Source organism: Syntrophaceae bacterium (assembly GCA_013177795.1).
Taxonomy (GTDB): Bacteria; Desulfobacterota; Syntrophia; order Syntrophales; family UBA2192; genus UBA2192.
On the sequence record JABLXY010000002.1, the window covers coordinates 397,047 to 421,350 of the forward strand.

17 protein-coding genes and 1 tRNA gene are annotated in these 24,304 nt (G+C 65.6%); 17 read left to right on the forward strand and 1 reads right to left on the reverse strand.

What is annotated here, in order from left to right:
* Window position 1: 1 nt before the first annotated feature.
* The 16 genes from HPY67_06845 to HPY67_06920 all read left to right on the forward strand — a co-directional run bounded on the left by HPY67_06845 (window position 2) and on the right by HPY67_06920 (window position 20,143).
* The gene (locus tag HPY67_06845; protein NPV04431.1) at window positions 2-1,180 is read left to right on the forward strand and encodes an AAA family ATPase; all 1,179 of its coding nucleotides are present in this window, start codon (window positions 2-4) and stop codon (window positions 1,178-1,180) included.
* Between the two features lie 196 nt (window positions 1,181-1,376).
* Window positions 1,377-2,696: a CpaF family protein gene (locus HPY67_06850; protein ID NPV04432.1), complete on the forward strand. Its 1,320-nt coding sequence runs from the start codon at window positions 1,377-1,379 to the stop codon at window positions 2,694-2,696.
* 12 nt (window positions 2,697-2,708) lie between these two features.
* A complete protein-coding gene (locus HPY67_06855; GenBank protein ID NPV04433.1) occupies window positions 2,709-3,680 on the forward strand; it encodes a type II secretion system F family protein in 972 nt (323 codons plus the stop codon).
* Window positions 3,681-3,693: 13 nt separating this feature from the next.
* Entirely contained in the window at window positions 3,694-4,650 is a 957-nt protein-coding gene (locus tag HPY67_06860) for a type II secretion system F family protein (protein ID NPV04434.1), read from the forward strand.
* Window positions 4,651-4,660: 10 nt separating this feature from the next.
* Window positions 4,661-5,770, forward strand: coding sequence for a tetratricopeptide repeat protein (locus HPY67_06865; protein ID NPV04435.1), 1,110 nt, complete (start codon window positions 4,661-4,663; stop codon window positions 5,768-5,770).
* Window positions 5,770-6,738, forward strand: coding sequence for a tetratricopeptide repeat protein (locus tag HPY67_06870; protein ID NPV04436.1), 969 nt, complete (start codon window positions 5,770-5,772; stop codon window positions 6,736-6,738). The genes HPY67_06865 and HPY67_06870 overlap by 1 nt, the downstream gene beginning before the upstream one ends.
* Before the next feature lie 16 nt (window positions 6,739-6,754).
* Complete coding sequence (locus HPY67_06875; GenBank protein ID NPV04437.1) at window positions 6,755-7,999, forward strand: AAA family ATPase; 1,245 nt, start codon at window positions 6,755-6,757, stop codon at window positions 7,997-7,999.
* 401 nt (window positions 8,000-8,400) lie between these two features.
* Entirely contained in the window at window positions 8,401-8,793 is a 393-nt protein-coding gene (locus tag HPY67_06880) for a pilus assembly protein (protein NPV04438.1), read from the forward strand.
* A gap of 91 nt (window positions 8,794-8,884) precedes the next feature.
* The gene (locus HPY67_06885; protein NPV04439.1) at window positions 8,885-9,889 is read left to right on the forward strand and encodes a pilus assembly protein TadE; all 1,005 of its coding nucleotides are present in this window, start codon (window positions 8,885-8,887) and stop codon (window positions 9,887-9,889) included.
* Between the two features lie 310 nt (window positions 9,890-10,199).
* Entirely contained in the window at window positions 10,200-11,174 is a 975-nt protein-coding gene (locus HPY67_06890; protein NPV04440.1) for a TAXI family TRAP transporter solute-binding subunit, read from the forward strand.
* A 15-nt stretch (window positions 11,175-11,189) separates the two neighbouring features.
* Window positions 11,190-12,689, forward strand: a complete 1,500-nt coding sequence (locus tag HPY67_06895) for an AAA family ATPase (GenBank protein ID NPV04441.1) — start codon at window positions 11,190-11,192, stop codon at window positions 12,687-12,689.
* Window positions 12,690-12,759: 70 nt separating this feature from the next.
* A tRNA-Sec gene (locus HPY67_06900) sits at window positions 12,760-12,857 on the forward strand.
* A 238-nt stretch (window positions 12,858-13,095) separates the two neighbouring features.
* Complete coding sequence (locus tag HPY67_06905; protein NPV04442.1) at window positions 13,096-15,414, forward strand: RNA-binding transcriptional accessory protein; 2,319 nt, start codon at window positions 13,096-13,098, stop codon at window positions 15,412-15,414.
* Between the two features lie 211 nt (window positions 15,415-15,625).
* Window positions 15,626-16,174, forward strand: coding sequence for a hypothetical protein (locus HPY67_06910; GenBank protein ID NPV04443.1), 549 nt, complete (start codon window positions 15,626-15,628; stop codon window positions 16,172-16,174).
* Window positions 16,175-16,242: 68 nt separating this feature from the next.
* Window positions 16,243-19,161: a hypothetical protein gene (locus HPY67_06915; protein NPV04444.1), complete on the forward strand. Its 2,919-nt coding sequence runs from the start codon at window positions 16,243-16,245 to the stop codon at window positions 19,159-19,161.
* A 118-nt stretch (window positions 19,162-19,279) separates the two neighbouring features.
* Entirely contained in the window at window positions 19,280-20,143 is an 864-nt protein-coding gene (locus HPY67_06920) for a YihY/virulence factor BrkB family protein (protein NPV04445.1), read from the forward strand.
* A gap of 78 nt (window positions 20,144-20,221) precedes the next feature.
* On the opposite strand, the gene HPY67_06925 is transcribed toward HPY67_06920, so the two are convergent.
* Window positions 20,222-22,027 carry a methyl-accepting chemotaxis protein gene (locus HPY67_06925; protein NPV04446.1) on the reverse strand — a complete coding sequence of 602 codons (1,806 nt, stop codon included), beginning with the start codon at window positions 22,025-22,027 and terminating at the stop codon, window positions 20,222-20,224.
* A 484-nt stretch (window positions 22,028-22,511) separates the two neighbouring features.
* Here HPY67_06925 and HPY67_06930 point away from each other — a divergent pair, with 484 nt between their 5' ends.
* Window positions 22,512-24,290 (forward strand): mechanosensitive ion channel, encoded by a 1,779-nt coding sequence (locus tag HPY67_06930; protein ID NPV04447.1) that lies wholly within the window; start codon window positions 22,512-22,514, stop codon window positions 24,288-24,290.
* Window positions 24,291-24,304: the final 14 nt, after the last annotated feature.

A 24,304-nucleotide genomic window follows, 5' to 3' on the forward strand; every position in this document is an offset into this window, starting at 1 on the left:
TATGGTTAGCAGAAAGAGAACCGTCAGGCTCGAGATCCGCAACGATAAGGTCAGGGACCAGCTCGCCCTGATCATCGCCTCCATGGAAGGGTTCCTGGTCCAGAGCATGCACGACACGATGCCCGCGGATCTTCTCATCATGGAGATCGGCGAGGACACGGCCCAGGATTTCGATACCCTGGCCCGCGCCCGGGCTACGGGCAAGGCGGCGGACTTCTTCCTCACGTCAAAGAACGTGAGCCCCGACGTGCTGATCCAGGCCCTGCGCATGGGCGTCAAGGAATTCATCCCTCAGCCCCTCAACGAGGTGGAGCTGCGCAAGGCCCTTCTGAAGTACCGCGACGGTGGGGAACCCGCGCCGGCCCAGCCGAAGGGCCCGCAGCGCAAGGGGCAGATCATCAACGTCCTCGGCGTCAAGGGCGGCGTGGGGACGACGACGATCGCCGTGAACCTCGCCGACAGCCTCGTGCGGCTCGACGGGCAGCTGGCGGTGGCCCTTATCGACATGAACCGCCTCTTCGGCGAGATCCCGCTGTTTTTGAGCCTGGAGCACGTCTTCAACTGGGTGGACATCTCGAAGAACATCGCGCGCCTCGACGCCACGTACCTCACGGGGATCCTCTACCGTCACCGATCGGGCCTCCGGGTACTGCCTTCGCCGGACCGCGTAGACGACAAGGCCACGGTGACACCGCAGGTTGTCGAGGCCATGCTGAGGCTCATGCGGACCATGTTCGACTACGTCATCATCGACGGCGGCCAGGCGATGGACGACATCTCCAGAACGATCCTGCGAAGCGCCGACAAGGTGCTGCTCGTCGCCGGGCTGAGCCTGCCCTGCCTCATCAACGTGAAGAAGCTCATGAAAATCTTCCTTGAGCTCGGCTACCCCCCCGAGCCCTCGGTGGAGGTGATCATCAACCGCTTCGACAAGAGATCCGTCATCACCCTGCGCGAGGCCGAGCAGAGCACGGGCAAGAAGGTCTTCTGGGTGGTGCCCAACGACTTCAACGCCACGATGAGCGCCATCAATCAGGGCAAGCCCCTGTCCATGGTGGAGCCGGGGGCCGAGGTCACCGAGGCCATCGCGGAGATGGCCGCCGCGCTGGCGGGACGTCACACGGGCGGCCGGGAGAAGGAAAAGGAACGGCGCGCCTTCCTGGGGCTGAAGCTGTATTGAGAGGTGTAAGGCATTCACAGAAGAAGCTGCATATCGATAGCGGTCATTGCCGGCGGAGCGAAGCAATCTCGAGCGATTTGCGGGATTGCCGCGTCGGGCTCTCGCCTTCCTCGCAATGACAGAACGATGAAAAGGAAAGACGGTATTCTGCATTCAGGATCCGAGCAGAGGGACTGAAAAAGGAAAGGACAAGACGATGGCGATCCCCAGAGAAAAACCGATGGTGTTCCTGATCACCGACGAGTACAACGAGCTCAAGGGCAAGGTCCACGACCGCCTCGTGGACATGCTGGACCTCTCGCTCATCGACTCTCTGGATCGGCAGCTGCTCAAACAGGAGATCCGCCGGCTCACGGAGCGGATCCTCGCCGAGGAGTCGAAGACGCCGCTCAACTACGAAGAGCGCGAGCAGTTTCACGAGGAGATCTTCAACGAAGTCCTCGGCCTGGGGCCCATCGAGCCCTTCATGCACGACCCGACGGTCTCGGACATCCTGGTGAACACCTACCGCCACGTCTACGTCGAGCGCTACGGGAAGATCCAGCTCACGGGGACGCGCTTCAAGGACGACAATCACCTCAAGAAGATCATCGACCGCATCGTCTCGGCCGTGGGGCGCCGGATCGACGAGTCCTCCCCCATGGTGGACGCCCGTCTGCCCGATGGCTCCCGCGTCAACGCCGTGGTCCCGCCCGTTTCGGTGGACGGGCCCGCGCTGTCCATCCGGCGGTTTGCCGTCGATCCCCTGGAAATGGACGACCTGCTCACCCTCAAGACCCTCATCCCCGAGATCGGGGAGCTCTTCAAGGGGATCGTGCGCGCGAGGCTCAACGTCGTGATCTCCGGGGGGACGGGCAGCGGCAAGACGACGCTGCTCAACGTGCTCTCCCGGTTCATCCCGGCCAACGAGCGCATCGTCACGATCGAGGACTCGGCGGAGCTGCAGCTGAAGCAGGAGCACGTCGTGCGGCTCGAGACGCGGCCGGCCAACATCGAGGGCAAGGGCGAGGTCACCCAGCGCGACCTCGTGCGCAACAGCCTGCGCATGCGGCCCGACCGCATCGTCGTGGGCGAGGTGCGCGGCCCCGAGGTGCTCGACATGCTCCAGGCCATGAACACGGGGCACGACGGGTCGCTCACGACCATCCACGCCAACTCCCCCCGGGACGCCCTGCTGCGCCTCGAGACGCTCGTGGCCATGACGGGGCTCAACATCCCCAACGAGGCGGTCAGGCGCTACATCAGCTCGGCCATCCACGTGATCATCCACATCTCGCGCCTCGTCGACGGGAGCCGCAAGGTGGTGAGCTTCCAGGAGATCACGGGCATGGAGGGCAACACGGTGACGATGCAGGAGATCTTCGCCTTCGAGCAGACCGGGATCGACGATGCCGGCCGCGTGAGGGGGCGGTTCGTGATGCGGGGATTCCTGCCGAAGTTCATGGAGCGCTTCGCGGCCCTCGGCGTGCCGATCCCGTACAATATCTTCGATGCCAACAAGTCCTTTGAGATCTGAGGGGGACCACAGATGGACCTGATCCTGTTTATCACGATCTTCATCGTCGCCCTGGGCCTGACGCAGATGATCTTCATCCTCGTCAGGGGCCGTTTCAGCCCCGAGGTGGGCCGCCTGCGGAAGGAAATCAGCGTCCTCGCGGCCGGTGGGCGGCAGGCGGGCGGTGTGGACATCGTCAAGAAGCGCACTCTGAGCGAGATCCCCTGGCTCAACGAAAGACTGCTGAACATCAAGGCACCGACGATCAACCGCCTGGAGCGGCTCGTCATGCAGGCCGACGCAAAGCAGCCCCTGGGGTTCTTCCTGCTGCTGACGGCGGCCGGTGCCGCAGCGGCCGGTGCCCTGGTGTTTTTCCTGAGCCGCAGTGTTCCCGCAGCAATGGCCTTCGCCGCTCTTGTGGCTCTTGCTCCCTGGGTGTACCTGACGATCCGGAAGAATCGGCGGCTTGCCCGGTTCGAACAGCAGCTCCCGGACGCCCTGGACATGATCGCCCGGTCTCTCCGGGCGGGCCATGCCTTCACGGGGGGGATGCAAATGGTGGTCATGGAGTTTGCCGAGCCTGCGCGGAGCGAGTTCCGCAAGACGCTCGACGAGATCAATTTCGGCGTGAGCTACGAGGACGCCCTGCGCAACATGGCCGGCCGCGTGGACTGCCCCGACCTGAAGTTCTTCGCCCTCTCGGTGATCATCCAGCGCCAGAGCGGCGGCAACCTCGCCGAGATTCTCGACAAGATCAGCAGCCTCATTCGGGAGCGGTTCAAGCTCATGGGGAAGGTGAAGGCGCTGACGGGCGAGGCTCGGATCTCGGCGGTCATCCTGTCGCTGCTTCCTTTTTTCATGGCGGCGGCCATCTACTTTCTCAACCGGGGCTACCTGGAGATCCTCTTCCGCGAGCCGGTCGGGCGGATCATGGCCGGGACGGCCCTCGCCATGATGCTCTTTGGGATGTATGCCATGAAACGCATGATTTCCATCAAGGTCTGAAAGGGGGCACCAAATGTTCGACATGGCCATCGTCATTTCCGCCCTGGTTTTCTTCGCGACCCTGCTCTTTCTCGGGGCCGCGTACACATTTGTGAAATACCGCCGCGAGCACCGCGAAGTGGTCGAGAAGGTGAAATCCGGCGGTGTGGTGCGGTCCGCGCTTTCGGGCGAAGCGGTCCCCAAGACGGGACATGCCCTGAAAGACTCGCTCCTGAGATTCTTCGCCCGCGCCGGCAACTGGGCCAAACCCCGGGAAAAGGAGGCCGCCCTTTCCGATCTCCGGAAAAGGTTTTTCACGGCGGGGATCCGCCACCCCGGTGCGCCGGCGATCTTTTGGGGCGCGAGGGTTCTTTTCGCTGCCCTGCTGCCGGCCATCGTCTTCTTCGGGGTCCTGGTCGCCGACACGAGGCTGCTGCCCCTTCACGTCCTGCTGATTGTCATCGTCTTTGCCATGCTGGGCTTTTACCTGCCCGAGGTGATCCTCGATCTGCGCATCCGCTGGCGGAAGCAGCAGATCGTACTGGGGTTCCCCGACGCCCTGGACCTCCTCGTCGTCTGCGTCGAGGCCGGCATGGGGATCGACGCGGCGATCAACCGCGTGGCCGAGGAGATCCGCCTGAGCAGCCCTGTCCTGAGCGACGAGTTCCGTCTCCTCAACCTGGAGCTGAGAGCCGGGAAGGCCCGCGCCGACGCGCTGCGGAACCTGGGGGCGCGCACGGACGTGGAGGAGGTCCGCAGCTTCGCCACGCTGCTCATCCAGACGGACCGTTTCGGCACGAGTGTGGCCCAGGCCCTGCGGGTGCACTCCGACGCCATGCGGACCCAGCGCTACCACAAGGCCGAGGAACTGGCCGCGAAGCTGCCCGTGAAGCTCATGTTCCCGCTGATCATGTTCATCTTCCCGGCAATCTTCGTGGTCATCGTCGGGCCGGCGGCCATCCAGATCTACAACACGATCATCACGCGCTAGGAGGCCGGACATGAAGAAAACCTCCCGCTTTCTCCTGATTGCAGCCCTTGCCGTGCTGTTTCTGTCCGTCAACAGCTGCAGTCTCATCAACTACTTCTCCGGTTACGTGAAGTCCTGGGAATCCCAGGCGCCCGGCCGCGCCACCCTGGGGGATGGGCTTGACCACTTCATGGGCTCGGTCCGGGCGCCCCTGGGCAACCCCGACGCGCATTACCTCCTCGGGGACTACTACCAGGGGCGCGGCCGCCACCGCGAGGCGATCGAGGAGTTCAACAAGGCCATCCGGATCGACCCCCGCTACGTCAGGGCCTACAACGGCATCGCCGTGTCGCTCGACCAGATGGGCGAGCACGAGCGCGCCCTCGAATACTTCCAGACCGCCCTGATGATCCGGCCCGACCTCGATTACCTGTACAACAACATGGGCTACTCGCTGCTTCTGCAGGAGCGCTACGAGGAGGCGGCCGAGGCCTTCGAGAAGGCCGCCGAGCTCTCGGGCGGGAAGATCAGCCGAATCCAGAACAACCTGGCCCTCGCCCGGAGCGCCCTTGGGATTGAAACGCCCGCAGAGATTCCCGGCAACGCGAAACACCAGGCCCTCATCGAGTTCACGGCTGCGAACCTGCGGCTCAAGAACGGGCGCTTCGAGGAGGCCCGCGAGCACTACAGCCGGGCGCTCGCCCTCGACCCGGACCTGCGCGGGGCGCAGAAGGGGACGGAGGTGGCGGCCCTGCTGGCCGACGTGCGGCGATCGCTCAACGAGGAAAGCACCCTCGTGCTCGACGGCAAGGGCGAGATGGCAGTGCTCGGCCGCGACGGCGTCGAGGTCTCGAACGGCAACGGCGTGCGGCACATGGCCAGGGACGTCGGGGCGTTCCTGAAAAAGCAGGGCTTCAACGTCGTCCGCCTGACCAATGCCGATCATTTCCAGTACGCCAAGGCCAGCGTCTACTACCGGGGCGACGCGGAGTTCACGGCCCTGCGGGTCAAGAGCGCCATCCCCGGCATCACGCACATGAAGAAGGTCGGCGGCTTCGACCGGGACAACGTCCAGGTGAGGGTCCTTGTCGGCAAGGACCTGGCGACTGAACGGGGCGCCTTCAAAGAGGGGGAAAAGTGATGATCGCGAAGCGACGGGCGCCGGCCGCCCCGATCCTGGTGTTGTTGATCACCGCCGCCGTGCTGGGCGGGTGCGCCTCGACGGAGACGAAGGACACGGCGGTGCGGGACGAGCACCGGCGGATGATGTCGATGCAGAAGAACGCCGCGGCGGCCAGCGAGGCCGCGGCGCCACTCAAGGAGCCGCCCGAAATGGATGCGCGGGCGCTGGAGCAGGTGGGGGACAACTACGTCCGCCAAGGCAACCGCGCCATGGCGTTCGTCCAGTACGACAAGGCCCTCGCGAAGGACCCGAAGCTCGAGAGCGCCCGGTACAAGAGGGGGATGCTCCTGCTGAGCCAGGGGATGAACGACGAGGCCCTCAGGGAGTTCGAGGACATCCTGTCCCGCAACCCGAAAAACGCCCTGGCCCTCGAGGGCAGGGGGCGCGTCCACATGGCGAAGAACCACTTCCACGCCGCCATGGCGGATTTCGACCAGGCCCTGGCCTCGGACCCGAAACTCTGGCAGGTCCATGCCCTCCGGGGTTACCTCCACGACCAGCGCAAGGACCATGACAGGGCCATCGGGGAGTACGAGAAAGCGATCGGCCTCAACCCGGAGTCGAGCCTGCTCTTCAACAACCTCGGCATGTCCCGCTACCTGAAAGGCGACCTCAAGGGTGCCGCCGAGGCCTACACGCGGGCGATCCAGCTCGACGTCAACAACCGCCGAGCCTACAACAACCTGGCCCTCGTGCTCTACAGGCTGGGCCACGACGACGATGCCCTGCTGGCCTTCAAGCACGGCGGCGACGAGGCCGCCGCCCACAACAACATGGGCTGCCTCTACATGGCGGACAGGAAGTACGAGAAGGCCAAGGCGGCCTTCGAGAAGGCCATCAGCCTGCGGTCGACCTACTTCGCCAAGGCCCAGGAGAATCTCAAGAAGGCGGAATCGGCCATCACGGCCCGCCCGACGGTCCAGTGAGAAAGGAGCTCCGTCCATGACAGCCGCGAAAATCGCCATCACCCGGTCCATCGAGGAAACGGGCGTCCGCAAGAACCTGCTCGAGGACCTCGCCCTCAAGACGGTCTACGTCGTGGGCGAGATCTCCCTCGTGGAGCTCGCCCGGAGCATGGGGCTGTCCTACCGGGTGGCGGAGGAGCTCTTCCAGCGCCTGCGCAGGGAGCATCTGTGCCAGGTCACGGGCATGACGGGGGGCACGCACCGCATCGAAACCACGTCCGGCGGCAAGACGAGGGCCCTCGAGCTGCTGGCGCACAACCAGTACGTGGGCCCCGCACCCGTGTCGCTCGAGGACTACACGGACCGCATCGAGGCGCAGAGCGTGCGCCGCATCCGGGTCACGCCGGAGGATGTCCGCTATGCCTTCCAGGAATGGGTGCTCGACGACGAGATGCTCGACCGTCTGGGTGTCGCCGCGACCTCGGGCCGGGGCATCTTCCTGTACGGGCCCACCGGCACGGGCAAGACGACGATCGCCCTGTCGCTCACGCGCCTCTTCGACCTGGACCCCGTCTGGGTGCCCTACGCCGTGGAGGTGGACGGGCAGATCATCACGGTCTATGACCCCGTCCTGCACCAGCGCATCGAGCTGGACGCGGACCCCGAGCAGGACGGCCGCTGGGTGAAGTGCCAGAGGCCGCGGATGATGGTGGGCGGGGAGCTGACGATCGAGATGCTCGATTTGCAGTTCAACGCCGCGACGCGCTTCTACTCGGGGCCGGTGCAGATGAAGGCCAACAACGGCATCCTGATCATCGACGACTTCGGCCGCCAGCGCGTGAGCCCCGAGGAGCTGCTCAACCGCTGGGTCGTGCCGCTCGACCGCCGCGTGGACTTCCTGACCCTGGCGGGCGGCAAGAAGATCGAGATCCCCTTCGACATGCTCGTCGTCTTCGCCACGAATCTCGACCCGGCCCGCCTGGTGGACGAGGCCTTCCTGCGGCGCATCCAGACGAAGATCAAGGTCGACCCCCTGAAGCCCGACCAGTTCCGCGAAGTGTTCATGCGCCTGTGCCTGAAGCACGACCTGGATTACGAGCCGGCCCTGGCCGACGAGCTGATCCGGATCATCACACAGGAGAGAGGGGAGCCCCTGCGGGCCTGTTACCCCAGGGACATTATCCAGCAGATTCTCTGGGCGGCCCAGTATCGCCGGGAGAGGCCGCGGCTCGACCGCCAGGCCATCGAGGCCGCCTGCAACAACTACTTCCTGGCGCTCTGATTTCGAGGGATGGCCCCGGGCCCCTGCCACGGCCCGGGGCGAGACGTAGACGGATAATGCAAGACGGAAGATCATGCATTCCGGGGTCCGTTGCCGGCTCCGGATCCGCAGGGTTGGTGCATCCTCGCCTTCCGGATCCTTTATCCTCTGTCGACGTCTCCCCGATCTGACAGGCTGCGGTTTGCTTTTCGACGGGTGCCCCGGCCCGGGATTCGCCCCGGGCGGCGTGAAGCCGGTGCCTTTGCATGGGCCCGCGCTTTTACGAACACGCGGAGGATCCCGTCGGGGACCTGTCTGTGCGGAGCATGCGCGCAATGAAAAGCAAGACAATCGTTCATCGTGACCAACGGCGGGCCCAGAAGCGGACCCCGCCGAATCCTGATCGATCCGGGAGGTAGCCCATGACCGTGCGGAGAAACCAGAAAGGAGCCTCTGCCGTCGAATTCGCGATCATTCTCCCTGTCCTTGTCGCCTTGTTCTTCGGCATCGTCGATTTCGGCCTGCTGATCTACGACAAGCAGGTCATCACAAACGCCAGCCGTGAGGGGGCCCGCGCGGGTATCGTGCAGAGAATCCCAAGGATGTCCGTCGCCGACATCACCGGCGTGGTGAATGCCTACGCCGCGAACAATCTCGTCACGTTCGGGTCCAGGACGAGTCCCGTGACGACGGTGCCGAGCGGGAGCTGCGCCGCTTTCGGTCAGGACCTGGAAGTCAACGTGTCGTACAACTACAATTTCCTGGCCCTGACAACGATCACCATCAACGCACGGACAGTCATGAAATGCGAGTGACGAGAGGGAAACGCAAAGGAGTCGGTACGGCAAGAAGCGGGATGCGGAGGAAACACCGATGCAGATGAGATCAGAAAGCCGGATATCGTTGTTGTCAGGGCGCAGCCGCCAGTCCGGGGCAGCAGCCGTTCTGGTGGCGTTGCTCATGGTCGTGTTCCTGGGAATCGCGGCGCTGGCGCTCGACGTCGGCTACCTCTACGTGGTGCGCACCGAGCTGCAGAATGCGGCGGACGCAGCCGCGCTGGCCGGGGCGGGCCGTCTGTATCCGCGCTCGATCACGGGAGCCGTGATATCGGTCGTGCCGCCCGACTGGGGGGCTGCCGAGGCCGCGGCGGATTACCCGCAGGCCCCTGCCAACAGGGCCGGCGGCGTCACGCTCACCGACTATGAGGTGCGGACGGGGTACTGGAATCTCGTGTCCGGGACCCTGAAAAGCCCGCTCAGCGCGCAGGGGCCGCAGGACGCGCCGGCCGTCCAGGTCACGGTGCGGCGGAGTGGCGCCGAGAACAGCGGTCCCGTGCCTCTCTTTTTCGCCCGTGCCCTCGGGATCGGCACCGCCGGCGTGAGCGCAACGGCAACGGCGGTGACCGCCTGCCCGGGTGTCGCCTACCCCGGGGCCCTGTTCCCCATTGCGATCAGAAGATCCGTGGCCGACAGGGCGAGTGAATTCGGCAGCCGCTCCTCCACGATAAGAATCGGCTCAGACTATCACTATCCCGCAGACGACGCGGGGCAGTGGACCTCCTTCGACGTGGACGCGAACGATGTCACCTACATCCGGGATCTGATCCGGAATGGGAACCCCAACACCGTGACGAACCTGGACACGATCTGGATCCAGCCCGGCACCAAGAACACGATCTACAACGAAGTCCCGCTCGAGATCGACGTGGCGCTGCCCGTCGTCCTCGATGCCGATTTCGACACGCACGCGAGGGTGCCGGTCCACGGCTTCATCGGGTTCCGGATTACGGGTTCGAAAAAGGGGAACTCGCCCTACGTCGAGGGCTACTTCACCTCGTTCCTGTACATCCCGCAGAGCGGACCGGTGGGCCCGTGCTACGGCGCCTACACGCCGCCGCGGCTCGTGCAGTAGCCGGGGAAGGAGTGACAGGGCAATTTCCCGCTTGACATCCCGGAAGGTTCTCCGCAAGTAAGAAAGGGATGGAAGGCTTGGTTCCATTCTCTTTCCTCGGTAAACCCCGTTAACCCGTGAAGGAGGCGGCTTTTCGATCACCTGTCCGGATTTCGCATCAGGGGGTCGACCCGGTTTTCCGGGGGAATCGAAGTCTGCGTCCGGGGCCGATCGCGATCGGCTCGCGCCCCGGGGAACAGCAGCGTTCAACCGGCCGGGCCCGGTCAAAGGGTCCCAGGCTGACATCATGGAGGAGAAGGGTATGAAGAGAATGCTCGGGGGGGTGATGCTTGCCGTTGCGCTGGCCTTCGCGGCGACTGTCGCGTACGCCCAGGACATGGGGATCGTAACGGGGAGCAAGAGGGGCACCTACTATCAATTCGGGCTCAACATGTCCGAGCTGGTCAAGAAGCAGGGGGTGCGGCTGAGGGTGGACGAGTCTCAAGGCTCTGTGCAGAACGTTTTCGCCGTCTACAAGGCCCCCGACACACAGATGGGGATCGTGCAGTCGGACGTCCTGGCCTTTGTGGCCAAGATCCAGACGGACCCCGTTCTCCAGCGGATCGCGGCGAAGACCAAGATGGTCTTTCCCTTTTACAATGAAGAGGTGCACCTCCTGGCCAACGCGGAGGTGAAGGACTTCGACGACCTGAGCGGCAAGATCGTCGCCATCGGGGAGGAGGGCAGCGGGATCTATCTGACCTCGCGCCTGCTGTTCGAGGCCTCCGGCGTGAAGCCGCGCGACATGCTTGCGGTGGGGCCCGTGGACGCCCTGGCCCTGCTGAAAAAGGGGGACATCGACGCCCTGTTCTACGTGGCGGGCATTCCGGTGAAGCTGTTCACGGAGGACGTGACCGCCGAGGACAAGCTCTCCCTGGTGCCGATCACGAACAAGAACATCCTCGAGTTCTACCCGGCCGTGCAGATCCCCGCGAACACCTATCCCTGGCAGCCGCAGGCGGTCAGCACCGTCGCCGTGAAGGCCGTCCTCATCTCCTACGACTTCCGTGGGTCCAACTGCGACAATGTCGGCAAGGTCGCCAAGATCGTCTACGACAACCTCGACTGGCTGAGGGCGAACGGCCACCCGAAGTGGAAGACCGTCGACCTCAACGCGCCGCTGAAGGGGTGGGAGCAGTACGACTGCGTCACGAAGGTGATTCAGCCGGCCAGGCGCAAGGCGCCCGAGAAGCCCCGCACCGTCAACCCCGTTTTGGATGCGATCAAGAAGATGTTCTCGGAGTAGCAGGTGCCGCAGCAGATGAAAGCCAGGGCCAGACAGGGGAGAGACTCCCTCCGCGGGCGCGATCCCGCGAGGCTGTGGTCCGTCATGTACCCGGCCCACTTCAGGATGACCGAAAACCCCTTTGCGGCCGACACCGACCCGAAGTTTCTCTGGCTCGGCGGCAGGCGCAGGGAGATCCTGTCCGACCTGGTACGGGGGATTCTCGACGGGGCGAGGGTGCACGTGGTGCTGGGCGCCCACGGGACGGGGAAGACCCTGCTGGCCCAGGCCGTGGTCGATGAACTCGGCGACAGGGTGCTGGCCGCCGTCGTCCCCTTTGCGGAGTACAAGGGGATCGATTTCCTGAAGCTCGTCGAGCGGGCCTTCGGGATCGGGGCGGATCCGGGAGGGCGTGAATCATTCACCGACCGCTTCTCGGAGTTCCTGCGCCGTACCGGCGCATCGGGGAGGCCCGCGGTGCTGATCGTGGACGATGCCCACAGGATGAACGGTGCCGGGCTGCGCGAGCTGTCCCGGATCTCCGGGCTCTCGGAGAACGGCGCGCCGCTTCTGCAGCTTGTCTTTTTCGGTGAAAACCGCTTTCGCGACCTGTTGAACGACGAGGCCAACCGGGGGCTTTTCGAGAGCGCCGGCGTGAGGCTCTCGCTCGATGCCCTGACGCGGGACGAGACCGCGCAGTACATCCGTCACCGTCTCCGGGTGACCCAGTGCGAACGGGAGCTGTTCACGTCCGATGCGGTCGAGGAGATCTTCACGTACTCGAAAGGGATTCCCGGCCTGATCAACCGGGCCTGCGAGGCCGCCCTGTCCCGGGCCTTCTACCTGGGGGAGCAGCTCGTCCCGCAGGACACGGTGCGGGAGGCCCTGAAGCTGATGCCGGCGGAGAAAGCGGCGATTGCCGCGCCCGCGGGGAATCTATCGTTCGAAATGGCCGCAGCGGGCGGTCCAGAGAAAAAAGATGAAGAAGCGGACGACGAGGACGAGCCGGGAATCCCCGCCGGGCAGGTGCGGCGGCACAACCGCAGCTGGGTCGCCTATGCGGTCCTCGGGGGCCTGCTCATCGTCCTGATTGCCGTCGTCTCGATTGTGCTGAAGGGCCGATCGCCCGCGCCCCCCCCGGCCGCGGAGATGAAGAAACCCGTCGCTTCCCCTCCCGCCGACAAGGCCACAACACCAGCCGTTGCGGGTCAGATCCCGGGCCCGCCGGTAGGCAAGACGCAGCCTGCCTTGTCCTCCGGGGAGGAGCCGGGCCGGACGGCGGAGGTCCGCGGGGAAAGGAGGACGGCCAGGCAGGCGGCCGCGAAGCCGGCCGCGGAACGGGTTAGGCGTGCGTCTGCAAAAGGGCCAAGCCGTTCGGCTGCCGGGGCTCCCTCCCCGGCAGAGGAACGGGGAAGCGCCCCTGCCGCGGACCGGGCGGGTGCGGCGGTCCAGGAGCCCCCGGGACAGCCGCCGCAGCAGGTCGAGTCGGGGGAGGTCATCGACTGGCTGCTCAAGAGGCGGGCCGGGCAGAAGTGAGGCGCCGGCCTGCGGCCGTATATCCGATAACCTTGACATTCTCCATTCCCTCCGTTATTTTAACGCCCTCGGAAGTGCGCAGGTCACTGGTGGGCCTCCTGGACTTCAAATCCAGTGTGGGGGGCTGATACCCTCCCAGGTGGGTTCGATTCCCATGCACTTCCGCCATTTGAACGCAACGGCGCTCCGGTTTCCGGCCGGGGCGTTTTTCTGTTCGGGCATCCTGTTTCATTCAGCGCAGCCGACCCCGACGCCGTTCGGTCATCGATGGAAGAAGCAGACATTGAAAAATCCTCCCCAGCCTTCCTTTTTCAACGGAGGGAGTTCCATTTCTTCCCTCCCTTTGAAAAGGCGGTCGATGGGCGATTTTCTTTGATTCAGCCGATTTGGTTTTAGGAGAAAAGTTATGCAGGACCGCCACGTAGCAAAGATCGCGGACGAACTGGGCCTGGCCCCCGTCCAGGTGAAGGCCGTCGCCGGCCTGCTCGGCGAGGGGGGCACGGTGCCCTTCATCGCCCGCTACCGCAAGGAGGCCACGGGCTCCCTCGACGAGGTGGCCATCACGGGCATCCGTGACCGCCTCGAGCAGCTGGCCGAGCTGGACAAGCGCCGTGAGGCCATCCTGAAATCCCTCGAGGAGAGGCAGCTCCTCACGGACGAGCTGAGGGAAAGGGTGAACGCCGCCGAGACGATGTCCGCCCTCGAGGACATCTACCTGCCCTTCCGGCCCAAGCGCCGCACCCGCGCCACGATTGCCAGGGAGAAGGGCCTCGAGCCCCTGGCGGCGATCCTCTTTGCGCAGAGCGATGCAACGGACCCCGCCGCCGAGGCGGCCGCCTTCGTTGATGCCGAGAAAGGCGTGGAAACCGCAGACGACGCCCTTGCTGGTGCCCGGGACATCATTGCCGAGTGGGTCAACGAGAACCCGGAGGCCCGCGCCAGGATGCGGGACCTCTTCGCCGCGAAGGGGGTTTTCAGGTCGAAGGTCATCGCCGGCCGCGAGGCCGAGGGTGCAAAGTTCCGCGACTACTTCGCCTGGGAGGAACCCGTCGCCACGGCACCGTCCCACCGGGTGCTCGCCATGCGCCGCGGCGAGAACGAGAAGGTCCTGACCCTGACGATTGCCCCACCCGAGGAAGAGGCCCTGAAGCTTCTCGAGAATCAGTTTGTCACGGGACAAGGGCCCGCCTCGGAGCAGGTCCGCGAGGCCGTCCGTGACAGCTACAGGCGCCTGCTTTGTGCGTCGATGGAAACGGAGATCCGCCTCGAGACGAAGAGACGCGCCGACGAGGCGGCGATCCGCGTTTTCGCCGACAACCTGCGGCAGCTGCTGCTGGCGCCCCCGCTGGGGCAGAAGAACGTCCTGGCCATCGACCCGGGTTTCCGCACGGGCTGCAAGGTGGTGTGCCTCGACCGGCAGGGCAAGCTCCTGCACAGCGACACGATTTTCCCCCACTTCTCCGAGGAGGGGAAGGAAAAGGCCGCCGGGACGATCCGCGGGCTTGTCGAACGTTTCTCCATCGAAGCCGTCGCCGTGGGCAACGGCACGGCGGGCCGCGAGACGGAGGCCTTCGTCCGGGGCTTGGGCCTCTCCGGCGTCCCGGTGATCCTGGTCAACGAGAGCGGCGCCTCGGTCTACTCGGCCTCGCAGGCGGCCCGCGACGAGTTCCCCGACCAGGATGTCACCGTGCGCGGCGCCGTCTCCATCGGCCGCAGGCTCATGGACCCGCTGGCCGAGCTCGTCAAGATCGACCCCAAGGCGATCGGCGTGGGGCAGTACCAGCATGACGTCGACCAGGGCGCCCTCAAGCGGAGCCTCGACGACGTCGTGTCGAGCTGCGTCAACGCCGTGGGCGTCGAGGTCAATACGGCAAGCCCGCAGCTTCTGACCTACGTTGCGGGCCTCGGTCCCCAGCTGGCCGCCAACATCGTGGCGTACCGAAACGAGCACGGCCCCTTCGCATCGCGCGAGACCCTGCGCAAGGTCCCCCGCCTCGGCCCCAAGGCCTTCGAGCAGGCGGCGGGCTTCCTGCGCATCCGCGACGGGAAAAACCCGCTCGACGCAAGCGCCGTCCACCCCGAGAGCTACCCCGTCGTGGAGGCCATGGCGCGCGATCTCGGCTGCTCCGTCGTCGATCTCATGAAGGACGAGTCGAAGCGCAGGGCCATCGACATCACGAAGTACGTGACCGACAAGACGGGCATCCCGACGCTGAGGGACATCATGGCCGAGCTCGCCAAGCCCGGCCGTGACCCGCGGGAGCGGTTCGAGGCCGTCGCCTTCACCGAGGGCATCGAGAAGCCGGAGGACCTGCGCCCCGGGATGAGGCTGCCCGGCATCGTGACCAACGTGACGGCCTTCGGGGCCTTCGTCGACATCGGCGTCCACCAGGACGGGCTCGTCCACATCAGCCGGCTCGCCGACCGCTACGTGTCGGATCCTCACCAGGTCGTGCAGGTGGCCCAGCGCGTCGAGGTGACCGTCCTCGACGTGGACCTGGAACGCAGGCGGATCTCGCTTTCCATGCAGAAGGGCGCAACGGGGGAGAGGACATCGGCCCCCGCCGCAACCGTGCCGGGAAAGGGCCCTCGCCCGGATCGCAGGCCGGAAAAGCCTCGGCACGACAAGCCGGGGCGGGAAAAGAAAAAGCCCGAGCCCGCGCCCTTCAACAACCCCTTCGCCCGGGCCTTCGCAAAAGACAAAAACGGAAAAGACAGGCGGTAGAACGACGCACGCAGCCTTGTAAAAGGCCCTTGAATTTTTTGGGGATTTCACCTAAGAAAACGTTATAGGAAAAGAGCGTTTCGTATCGTCACGGCTTAAACCCTGGCTTTTTGCAAGGAGAGCCATGGACTGATCGTGAAAACCCCGCCTCTTGTGGATGCGCGGGGTTTTTTCGTCCTTTTTGCTCTCAACCTGTGGAGGGGGTGCTTCGATGAAGTCAGCGGTTCGGCTCAAGACGGGCGTCCTGATTGCGGCCATCCTGATCCTCTTCTTCGGCTCCGGCGGTGTCGACCCGGTCTTCTGCGATGTGACGAAGGAGCTCAAGAAGCTGAGCGAGGAGCGTGAGAAGTCCGTGGGCTACGCGAAGATCGCCAAGGTGAGCTTCAAGAAGCAGCCCAAGAAGCTCACCCAGGCCATGCTCTACTACACCGACGCCAAGTCCATCGGCAACCCCATCATCCAGCAGCTCCAGGCGTCCCTCACCAGCCGCAACATGAAGGAGTCCCAGCTCCGGGAGATGCTCACCGAGGACGTCAAGCGCCTCGTGACGGTGAACGAGAAGTTCCGCGCCCTGATCGAGTCGGGGGACACGTCCCACAGGGCCCTGCCGGGGCTGGCCGCCGTCGCCGGTATGGCGGGCCCCATCACGGAGGCCTGCGTGAACCTCTGGAAGGAGTACAAGGACGCCGACAAGAAGAAGGTCGACGCCATGATCGAGGTTCTCGAGGGATACAAGTGGGAGGATTGGGACAAGATCTAGTCCCCGCCGTTCGGCATGCACCGATTCGCCCCTGATCGTGGAGGCCCCGCACCACGGGGTACCGTGCCATGCATCCCCGCCGGATCTCCCGTATCGCAACGCTTCTGCTCGCCGCCGTTTTCACGACGGCGTTGCCCTTCGCCCTCTGCGCCCAGCCCGACGAGCAGACCCCTGCCGCGTCGGGCACGGCCCTCGCCACGGAGCCGATCCTGACGATCGAGTCCGGGCTCCATTCCAATTCCATCCGGGACCTGTCGGCGGACGAAGAGGGCCGCTGGCTGGTGACGGGCTCCATCGACAAGACAGTGCGGATCTGGGATGCGGCGTCAGGGAGGCTATTGGGGATTCTGCGGCCGCCGATCGGAAAGTTCGGCGATGGGACGATCCTCGCCGTCGCCGTCTCGCCCGACGGCGGCACCATCGCCTGCGGGGGCAGGACGCGGGACTCGGAGAAGTCCTACAGCATCTATCTCTTCGACCGCGAGAGCCGCCGCATGCTCAAGCGGATCGGGGGGCTCCCCGAGCCCATCACCCGGCTTCGGTTCTCGCGGGACGGACGCTTGCTGGCAGCCGGTCTTCGGGCCGGCAAGGGACTGCGGGTCTTCTCCGTCACCCGTTCGGGTGACCGGATCGATGCGGCGAAGGCGGGCGAGGATCGAGATTACGCGGACACGATCTGGGGGATGGACTTCGACTCGTCGGGCCGGCTGGTGGTCGCCTCCATCGACGGCGCAATCCGGCTCTACGACCGGGCGCTCCATCGGGTTGCGAAGCAGGCCGTCTCGAAGGAAGACAGCCCATCGTCCGTCGCCTTCTCGCCGGACGGCTCCCGGATCGCCCTGGGGCACTTCGAGGCGGGCCGGGTCGGCATCCATTCGGGGACCGATCTCACCCCGTACGAGTCGCCCCTGGCGGGAAAGACCCCCTTCCGCACGCCGCGGCTGCTGGCCGTGGCGTGGTCCCCGGACGGGAAGTATCTCTATGCGGCGGGCAATTTCGGGCAGAAGGCAAAGAACGTCATCGTCCGCTGGCCCGTCGGGAATCTCCACTCGCCGTCGTACCTGCCCGCGATCAAGACGGTCATCCGCAACGTCCTGGCCCTGGGAAACGGCCGCGTGGCCGTCAGCGGCGTCAACGGCGACCTCGCCCTCATCGACGCCACGGGGCGGGAGATCTTTGCGAAGACACCCGGCCTCGACTACCTCAGCTCGAAGGCCTTCTCCATCTCGCCCGACGCCGTGACGGTGAAGTTCGACTTCGTCGCGGAGGGCGGGGCCCCGGCGAAGTTTTCCGTCGAATCGCGGCGGCTCGAACTCAACCCGGGACCCGGCCTGACGCTGATGGACCCGATCCAGAAGTCGAAGGCGATCGTGCTGACGGACTGGCTGCTGAAGAGCGAGCCGAAGCTCAACGGTAAACCCCTGCCCGTGCGGACCCGCGACCAGGGCACCGGCTACGCCATCGCGCCCGACCACCGCAGCTTCGTGTACGGGACCTGGTTCAACCTCTACCGCTTCGATGCCGGCGGCCGGGAGATCTGGCACCGTTCCATCCAGGCGGCTGCACGGGCCGTCAATATCTCGGCGGACGGCCGCATCGCCGTCGTGGGGATGAGCGACGGCACGATCCGGTGGTACCGGATGAAGGACGGCCGGGAGCTTGCGGCCTTCTATCCCCACAGCGACCGCAGGCGCTGGGTCCTCTGGACGCCGTCGGGCTACTACGACGCCAGCGAGGGCGGCGACGAGCTCATCGGCTGGCACGTCAACAACGGGCCCGACAGGGAGGCAAGCTTCTATCCCGTGTCGCGGTTCTTCGAGAGGTTCTACCGCCCTGAGGTCGTGTCCCGCGTGGTCCTCGACATCGAGACCGACACGGCCGTCGTGGCCGCCCTGGGCGGGAAGGCCGCCCCGGACATCGAGACGGCCGGGATCAGGCCGCCGCCCGAGGCGGCCATCGTGTCGCCCCTGCCGGGCCGGCAGTTCGACAGCGAAGCGCTGGAGGTCAAGGTCGTCGCCGAGGACATGGGCGGCGGCATCGCGGAGGTCCGGCTCTACCAGAACGGCAAGCTCCTGCCCCGCGAAGCGGTCGCGAGGGTCACCAGGGAGGGAAGCTCGCAGGAGCATCTCTTCCGGGTCAGCCTCGTCGAGGGGGAAAACCGGCTCAAGGTCGTGGCGCTGAGCCGCGACCGCGTCGAGAGCAGCCCCATGGAGATCACCGTCACGCTCCGGGGGGCGGAGAAACAGAGCGACCTGCACCTCGTCGTCGTCGGGATCAACCGCTACCGCAACGCGGCGCTGAACCTGGCCTACGCCGAGACCGACGCGAAGGGGGTTCTCGACTTCTTCCAGTCCCCCGGCGTCAAGAGGCTCTTCAGGCACGTCCACGTCTACTCGGCCATGAGCGAGCAGGCGACGGGACAGCGGATTAAGGGCCTCCTGGCCGAGGTGGGCGGGAAGGCCCAGCCGCAGGACACCCTGCTGATCTACCTGGCCGGGCACGGCGACACGGTAGGCGAGGAGTGGTACTTCATCCCCCACGACGTCATGGCGCCCGAGATCGAGCAGGAGCTCCGGAAGGGAGGCATCTCCAACGCCTTCATCAGCGAGTCGATCAAGCAGTGCAGGGCCCAGAAGGTGTTCGTGATGATCGACGCCTGCAAGTCGGGCAAACTCGTGCTCGCCATGCGCAGCACCGAGGCGCGCAAGGCCCTCGTGCAGCTCGCCCGCTCGACGGGCACCTACATCGTCTCGGCCTCGATGGACCAGCAGTACGCCGCCGAGATCAAGGCGCTGGGCCACGGGGTGTTCACCTACACGCTCCTCGAGGGGCTCCAGGGCAAGGGGGGCGCCAAGAAGGTGACCGTCGAGGGGCTCATCCACTACGTCAAGGAGAGGCTCCCGGAGCTCACGGAGAAACACCGCGGCCAGGCCCAGTACCCCGTGAGCTGGGGCTCGGGCATGGACTTCCCCCTGGCGCTGCACTGAGCGGCCGCCGCCTTTGTCTTTGACACTCCTGCCGCGATCCCCTATGATTCCAATTGCGAACCGGCGCGGACCCGGCAGGGCCGGCCGCGGGGTCTATTCTTCCGTTTCGGATCGGGCGATGATCAGGGTCTACAAGGCGCTGGCGTCAATCGGCCGGGTTGCCGGCTTCCTGATGCGCGTCCTGAACAGCTTCCGGCTCAACCAGGGCATGCTGCTGTCCGGCGCCGTCGCCTACTACACCCTCCTGTCCATCATCCCCATGCTGATCCTGATCCTCATCGTGCTGTCGCACTACGTGGAGCAGGAGCGGCTGCTCGAGACGGTGACGACGTACCTCGAGATGTTCATGCCCGGCTATGCGGCCTCGCTGGCGCAGCAGGTCAAGGTGTTCCTGCAGTACCGCCGGGTCATCGGGCTCGTGGGCTTCGCGATCCTGCTGTTTTTCAGCTCCGTGGCGTTCACGGTGCTCGAAAACGCCATCTCGGTGATCTTCCACCGGGTGCGGCGCCGGCGCCGGCACTTTCTGGTCTCGAGCATCCTGCCCTACGCCTTCATCGTGCTGATCGGCGTGAGCATCCTCTTCCTCTCTTTCGTGAACTTCATGCTGGAGCCCCTCGAGGGCTCTAGGCTGGTCGTGTTCGGGCGCGCGATCAGCCTCGGCCCGCTGTTCGGCCTGGCGGTCTACCTGCTGGGGCTCGTCGCGGAGGTGTTCCTGATCACGGCCCTGTACCTCGTGCTGCCCGTCGGGTCGATCACGTTCCGGCATGCGTTCGTCGGGGGGCTGGCCGCCGCAGTCCTGTGGGAAATCACCCGGCGGGCGATCATCTGGTATTACAAGACGTACACCTTCGTGAACCTGATCTACGGCTCCTTCGCCTCGCTCGTGGTATTCCTGCTCAGCGTCGAGGCGGTGGCCATCATCGTCCTGCTGGGGGCCCAGGTCATCGCGGAGCTCGAGCACGTCAACGAGAAGATCCGTTAGGGCAGGGACACGGACGGAAGAGGGCATCCCGCGGGCGACGCGGGATGCCCCTCCCGTTGCGGTTGCCCGACGTCGGGTCTAGAAATCCTTGAAGCCGCCGTCGCGCAGCGGCGGAACGGCCTCTTCGGCCTTTTTCGTCTTGCCGATTCCGATTGTGCCGGCGATCTTCGCCGCAAGGCTTGTGGCGGCGCTGGCGGGCTTCGCCGCCGCATCACCCGCCACCGAGCCGGCGACGATCCGCATCAGGGTCTCGGCCACGGCCTGCATCTGGCCCGCCTGGGCATTGAGCTCCTCCGAGGCGGAGGCGGACTCCTCGGCGTTGGCCGCCGTCTGCTGAACGACTTTGTCCATCTCGGTGATCGCGCTGCTCACCTGGTCGATGCCGCGGGCCTGCTCCTGCGAGGCGGCGGCGATTTCCGCGACCAGCCCGGAGACCTTCACCGCGTTGCGGTTCAGCTCGGCGAAGGCGTCGGTCGTCTTTGACACCAGGGCCGAACCTTCCTTCACCCGGCTCGCCGTGCTCTCGATCAGGGTGGCGGTCAGCTTGGCCGACTCGGCGGCCCGCATGGCCAGGTTGCGCACCTCGCTGGCCACCACGGCGAATCCCGCCCCGGCCTCGCCGGCCCGCGCGGCCTCGACGGCGGCGTTGAGGGCCAGGAGATTGGTCTGGAAGGCGATCTCGTCGATCGTCTTGATGATCTTGCCCGTCTCCTCGCTGGCCTTGCTGATCGCGTCCATGGAGCGCACCAGCTCCCGCATCGAGGCCTCGGCCTTCTCCACGGCGGCTTTCGTGGAGCCCATCAGCGCGTCGGCGCTCTGCGAGTTGTCGGCGTTCTGCCTGGTCATGGACGACATCTCCTCCATCGACGCTGCGGTCTCCTCGAGGGAAGAGGCCTGCTCCGAGGCCCCTTCGGCCAGATGCTGGCTGGAGGAGGCCACCTGGGAGGCCGCGGAGGACACCTGCGCTGCGGCCTCGTGGATCTCCGAGGCGGCGCGGGCCACCGGGTCTGCGATCCCCCGGGCGAACAGCAGGGTGAGGCCGACCGAGAGGACCAGGAGGAAGGCGCCGGTCAGCGCGAGGACGTTGCGGATCTCATGCGCCCCGCTCACGGCTTCGTCGAGGTCCATGACGGACAGGGCCGCCCAGCCGTTGACCTGGACGGGGCTGACGGCGGCGATCTTCTTCCGCCCGCCGTAGGTGTAACCCGCGAAACCCGGCTTCTGCGACTGCACGAGGGCCCAGAGGTCCCTCATCTCCTCGAGCTTGCTCACGTCGAGCTTGAAGACGGCCTCGGCCTTCGGGTGGATCATCACCATCCCCTCGCGGTTGATGACGCTGGCGTAGCCCGTCTTGCCGACCTTGATCTCGGCGAACCGGGCCGACAGGGCATCGGTCGTCATGATCGTGGCGATGGCGCCCAGGAACTTGCCGTCCTTCACGATGGGCACGCAGAAGGGCAGGACGGGCTTGCCTGTCGTCTTCGCCAGGACCATGTCGCCCACGACGGGCTTCATCTCGGCCTTGGCCTTCTTGAAGTAATCCCGGTCCCCGAGGTCGATGCCGATGTTCTTCCCGCCGTGGGAGTCGGCAAAACCGCGGCCCGAGGGGTCGAGGCCGTAGACGACCTGGTAGTCGCCGCTGACGGCCGCGAAGTGCTTGAGCACCTCGCTGAACGACGCGCTCTGCTTCTCGGCGGCCTGGATCGTGTCGGGCCTTGCGGCGAGTTCACGGGCCAGCTTGAGTTCCTTGTCCACGATGACACGCACCAGGTTGCCCGCCCCCTCGGATATCTCCTGCAGCATCGACTGGCTGGCCTCCGTCAGGGCCCGGTCGGCCTTCCACCAGGAGATCGCCCCGCTGAGCGACAGGGGGATCACGATCATCAGAATGCCCCCGGTCACAAGCCTTGCCTTTAGGGATTTTCCGAACGAGAATCGCTTCATGTGTGCCTGCACCTCCATTCGTTGCGTCGGGCGGCCGGGCCTGCGGGCGCAGACGATCGCGCGGCCGGCCGGGTTGCGGGTCGCACCCGGGCGGGCGTCGCAGAGTCAAAGACGGGGGTAATGCGCGGACGGCGGTTCGTCCGGCGGAAAAAGGCAGACAGGTATGAGTGCCGAAGGTAAAGAGCGTATATCCGTCTTCGGTTCTTTGCGGTCGTGCGTCGTTTGCGGACCGACCGTGATTACCATCGTCAGAAGGAGCCGGAACTTTAGTCCCCGCGCTTTGCCCACGGCGGGCTGCGGGTCCCGCAATGCATCAGGATCGCCCTTACCTTGGGTGGCAAATCGTGGTATGACTACAGTCGATTGAAAAATCCTTCCGTGCAGAATTCATGCCGGGCGCGCATGTCTCGGCAAGGAGGACGTCATGGGTTTTGTTCGAACCCGGCTCGCCGGAGTTGGTCTGGTACTGCTGACAGCCGTCCTGATCGCGGCGTCGGCCGCGGCCGCAGAGAAGGCCGGTCCCGCAGCGGCGGCCAAGGGTGCCCCTCCCGCCGACGCCGAGACCACCTACGACGACCCCCTGGGGCGCAGCACGCCGCAGGGCGCCGTCGTCGGCTTCCTGAAGGCCATGAAGCGCGAGGACTACGAGCGGGCCGTCGAATACCTCGACACCCGGCAGACGGGGAAGCGTGCCGAGCAGCTCGCCCGGGAGCTCAGCACCATCCTCAACGAGGCGATGACGACCGTCACGACCGCGCTCAGCGTCAATCCCCAAGGGAATCTCCAGGACAGCCCCCTGGCCAACCGCGAGATCGTGGGCACCGTCAAGACAAGGAGCGGGGAGTACAAGATCCAGCTCGAGCGCGTCCAGAGGGAAAACAACCCCCCGATCTGGCTCTTTGCCTCGGAGACGCTGAAGCTCGTGCCGAAGATCCACGAGGAGGTGGACATCCCCTGGCTCGAGCGGTACCTGCCCGCGGCGCTCACGGAGACCCGAATCGCCGATCAGCCGCTGTACGTGTGGCTTCTTCCCCTCGCGGTTCTTCCCCTGGCGGTTCTTCTTGGCTGGCTCTTCACGAGGGCGATTCTTGCTTTGGTCCGCGAGCCGATGCGCAAGCGCCTCGGCGAGGAGGCGATGGACAAGTTCGCAGGGATCGGGAAGCCCCTGATGCTCCTTTTCTTGTCGGGTGCGGTGTACATCATCTCTTACAGCTCGACCTCGCTCCTCACACGGCTGTTCTGGACGTTCCTGGCCTCGACGATGGCCGTCTTCGGCCTGACGTGGCTTCTGCTCTACGTGATCGACGCGGTCGCGGGGGCCGTCGAACGGCGCAGGCCGGAGGCCGCCAACGCGGTCATCCGCCTTTCGGCGACGCTGCTGAAGGCCCTGGCCGTCATCGTGGGACTCGTGGTCGTCTTCTATTACTTTGCGGGCATCAACCTCACGGCCGTGGTGGCCGGCCTCGGCATCGGCGGCATCGCCGTGGCCTTTGCCGCCCAGAAGACGATCGAGAACTTCCTGGGCGGGCTGTTCCTCGTCTGGGACAAGCCCATCCGGCTGGGCGATTACTGCAGGACCGGCGAGCACGCCGGCACCGTCGAGCACATCGGCCTGCGGTCGACACAGATCCGGACGCTCAACCGAACCGTCGTCTCCATCCCCAACGGGCAGCTCTCGTCGGTGAGCGTCGAGAACTTCTCCCTGCGGGACCGGTTCCTCTTCCGGCACACCCTGAATCTGCGCTACGAAACCACGGCGGACCAGCTCCGCTATGTCCTGACGTCAATCCGCGAACTGCTGTACCGGCACCCCAAGGTGGACGCCTCGACGGCCCGCGTCCGCTTTGTCGCCTTCGGGCAGTCCTCGCTCGACCTGGAGATCTTCGCCTACGTCCTCGAGACCGAGGTTGCGGCCTTTCTCGCCGTCCAGGAGGACCTGCTGCTGCGGATCATGGACCTCGTCGAGGCGAGCGGCAGCGGCTTCGCCTTCCCCTCGCGGACCCTCTACATGGCGAAGGACGCGGGGCTCGACGCGGAGAAGCAGCGGGCGGCCGCCGAGACCGTCAGGCAATGGAGGCGCGAGGGCGAGCTTCCCTTTCCGGACCACCGTCCCGTGAAGGTCTCGCAGCTCGAGGGCACGCTGGACTACCCGCCCGAGGGCTCGGCGCTGCTGCAGAAGAAGCCGGACGAGACGCAGGCGTGAAAGACGGGAGGGGG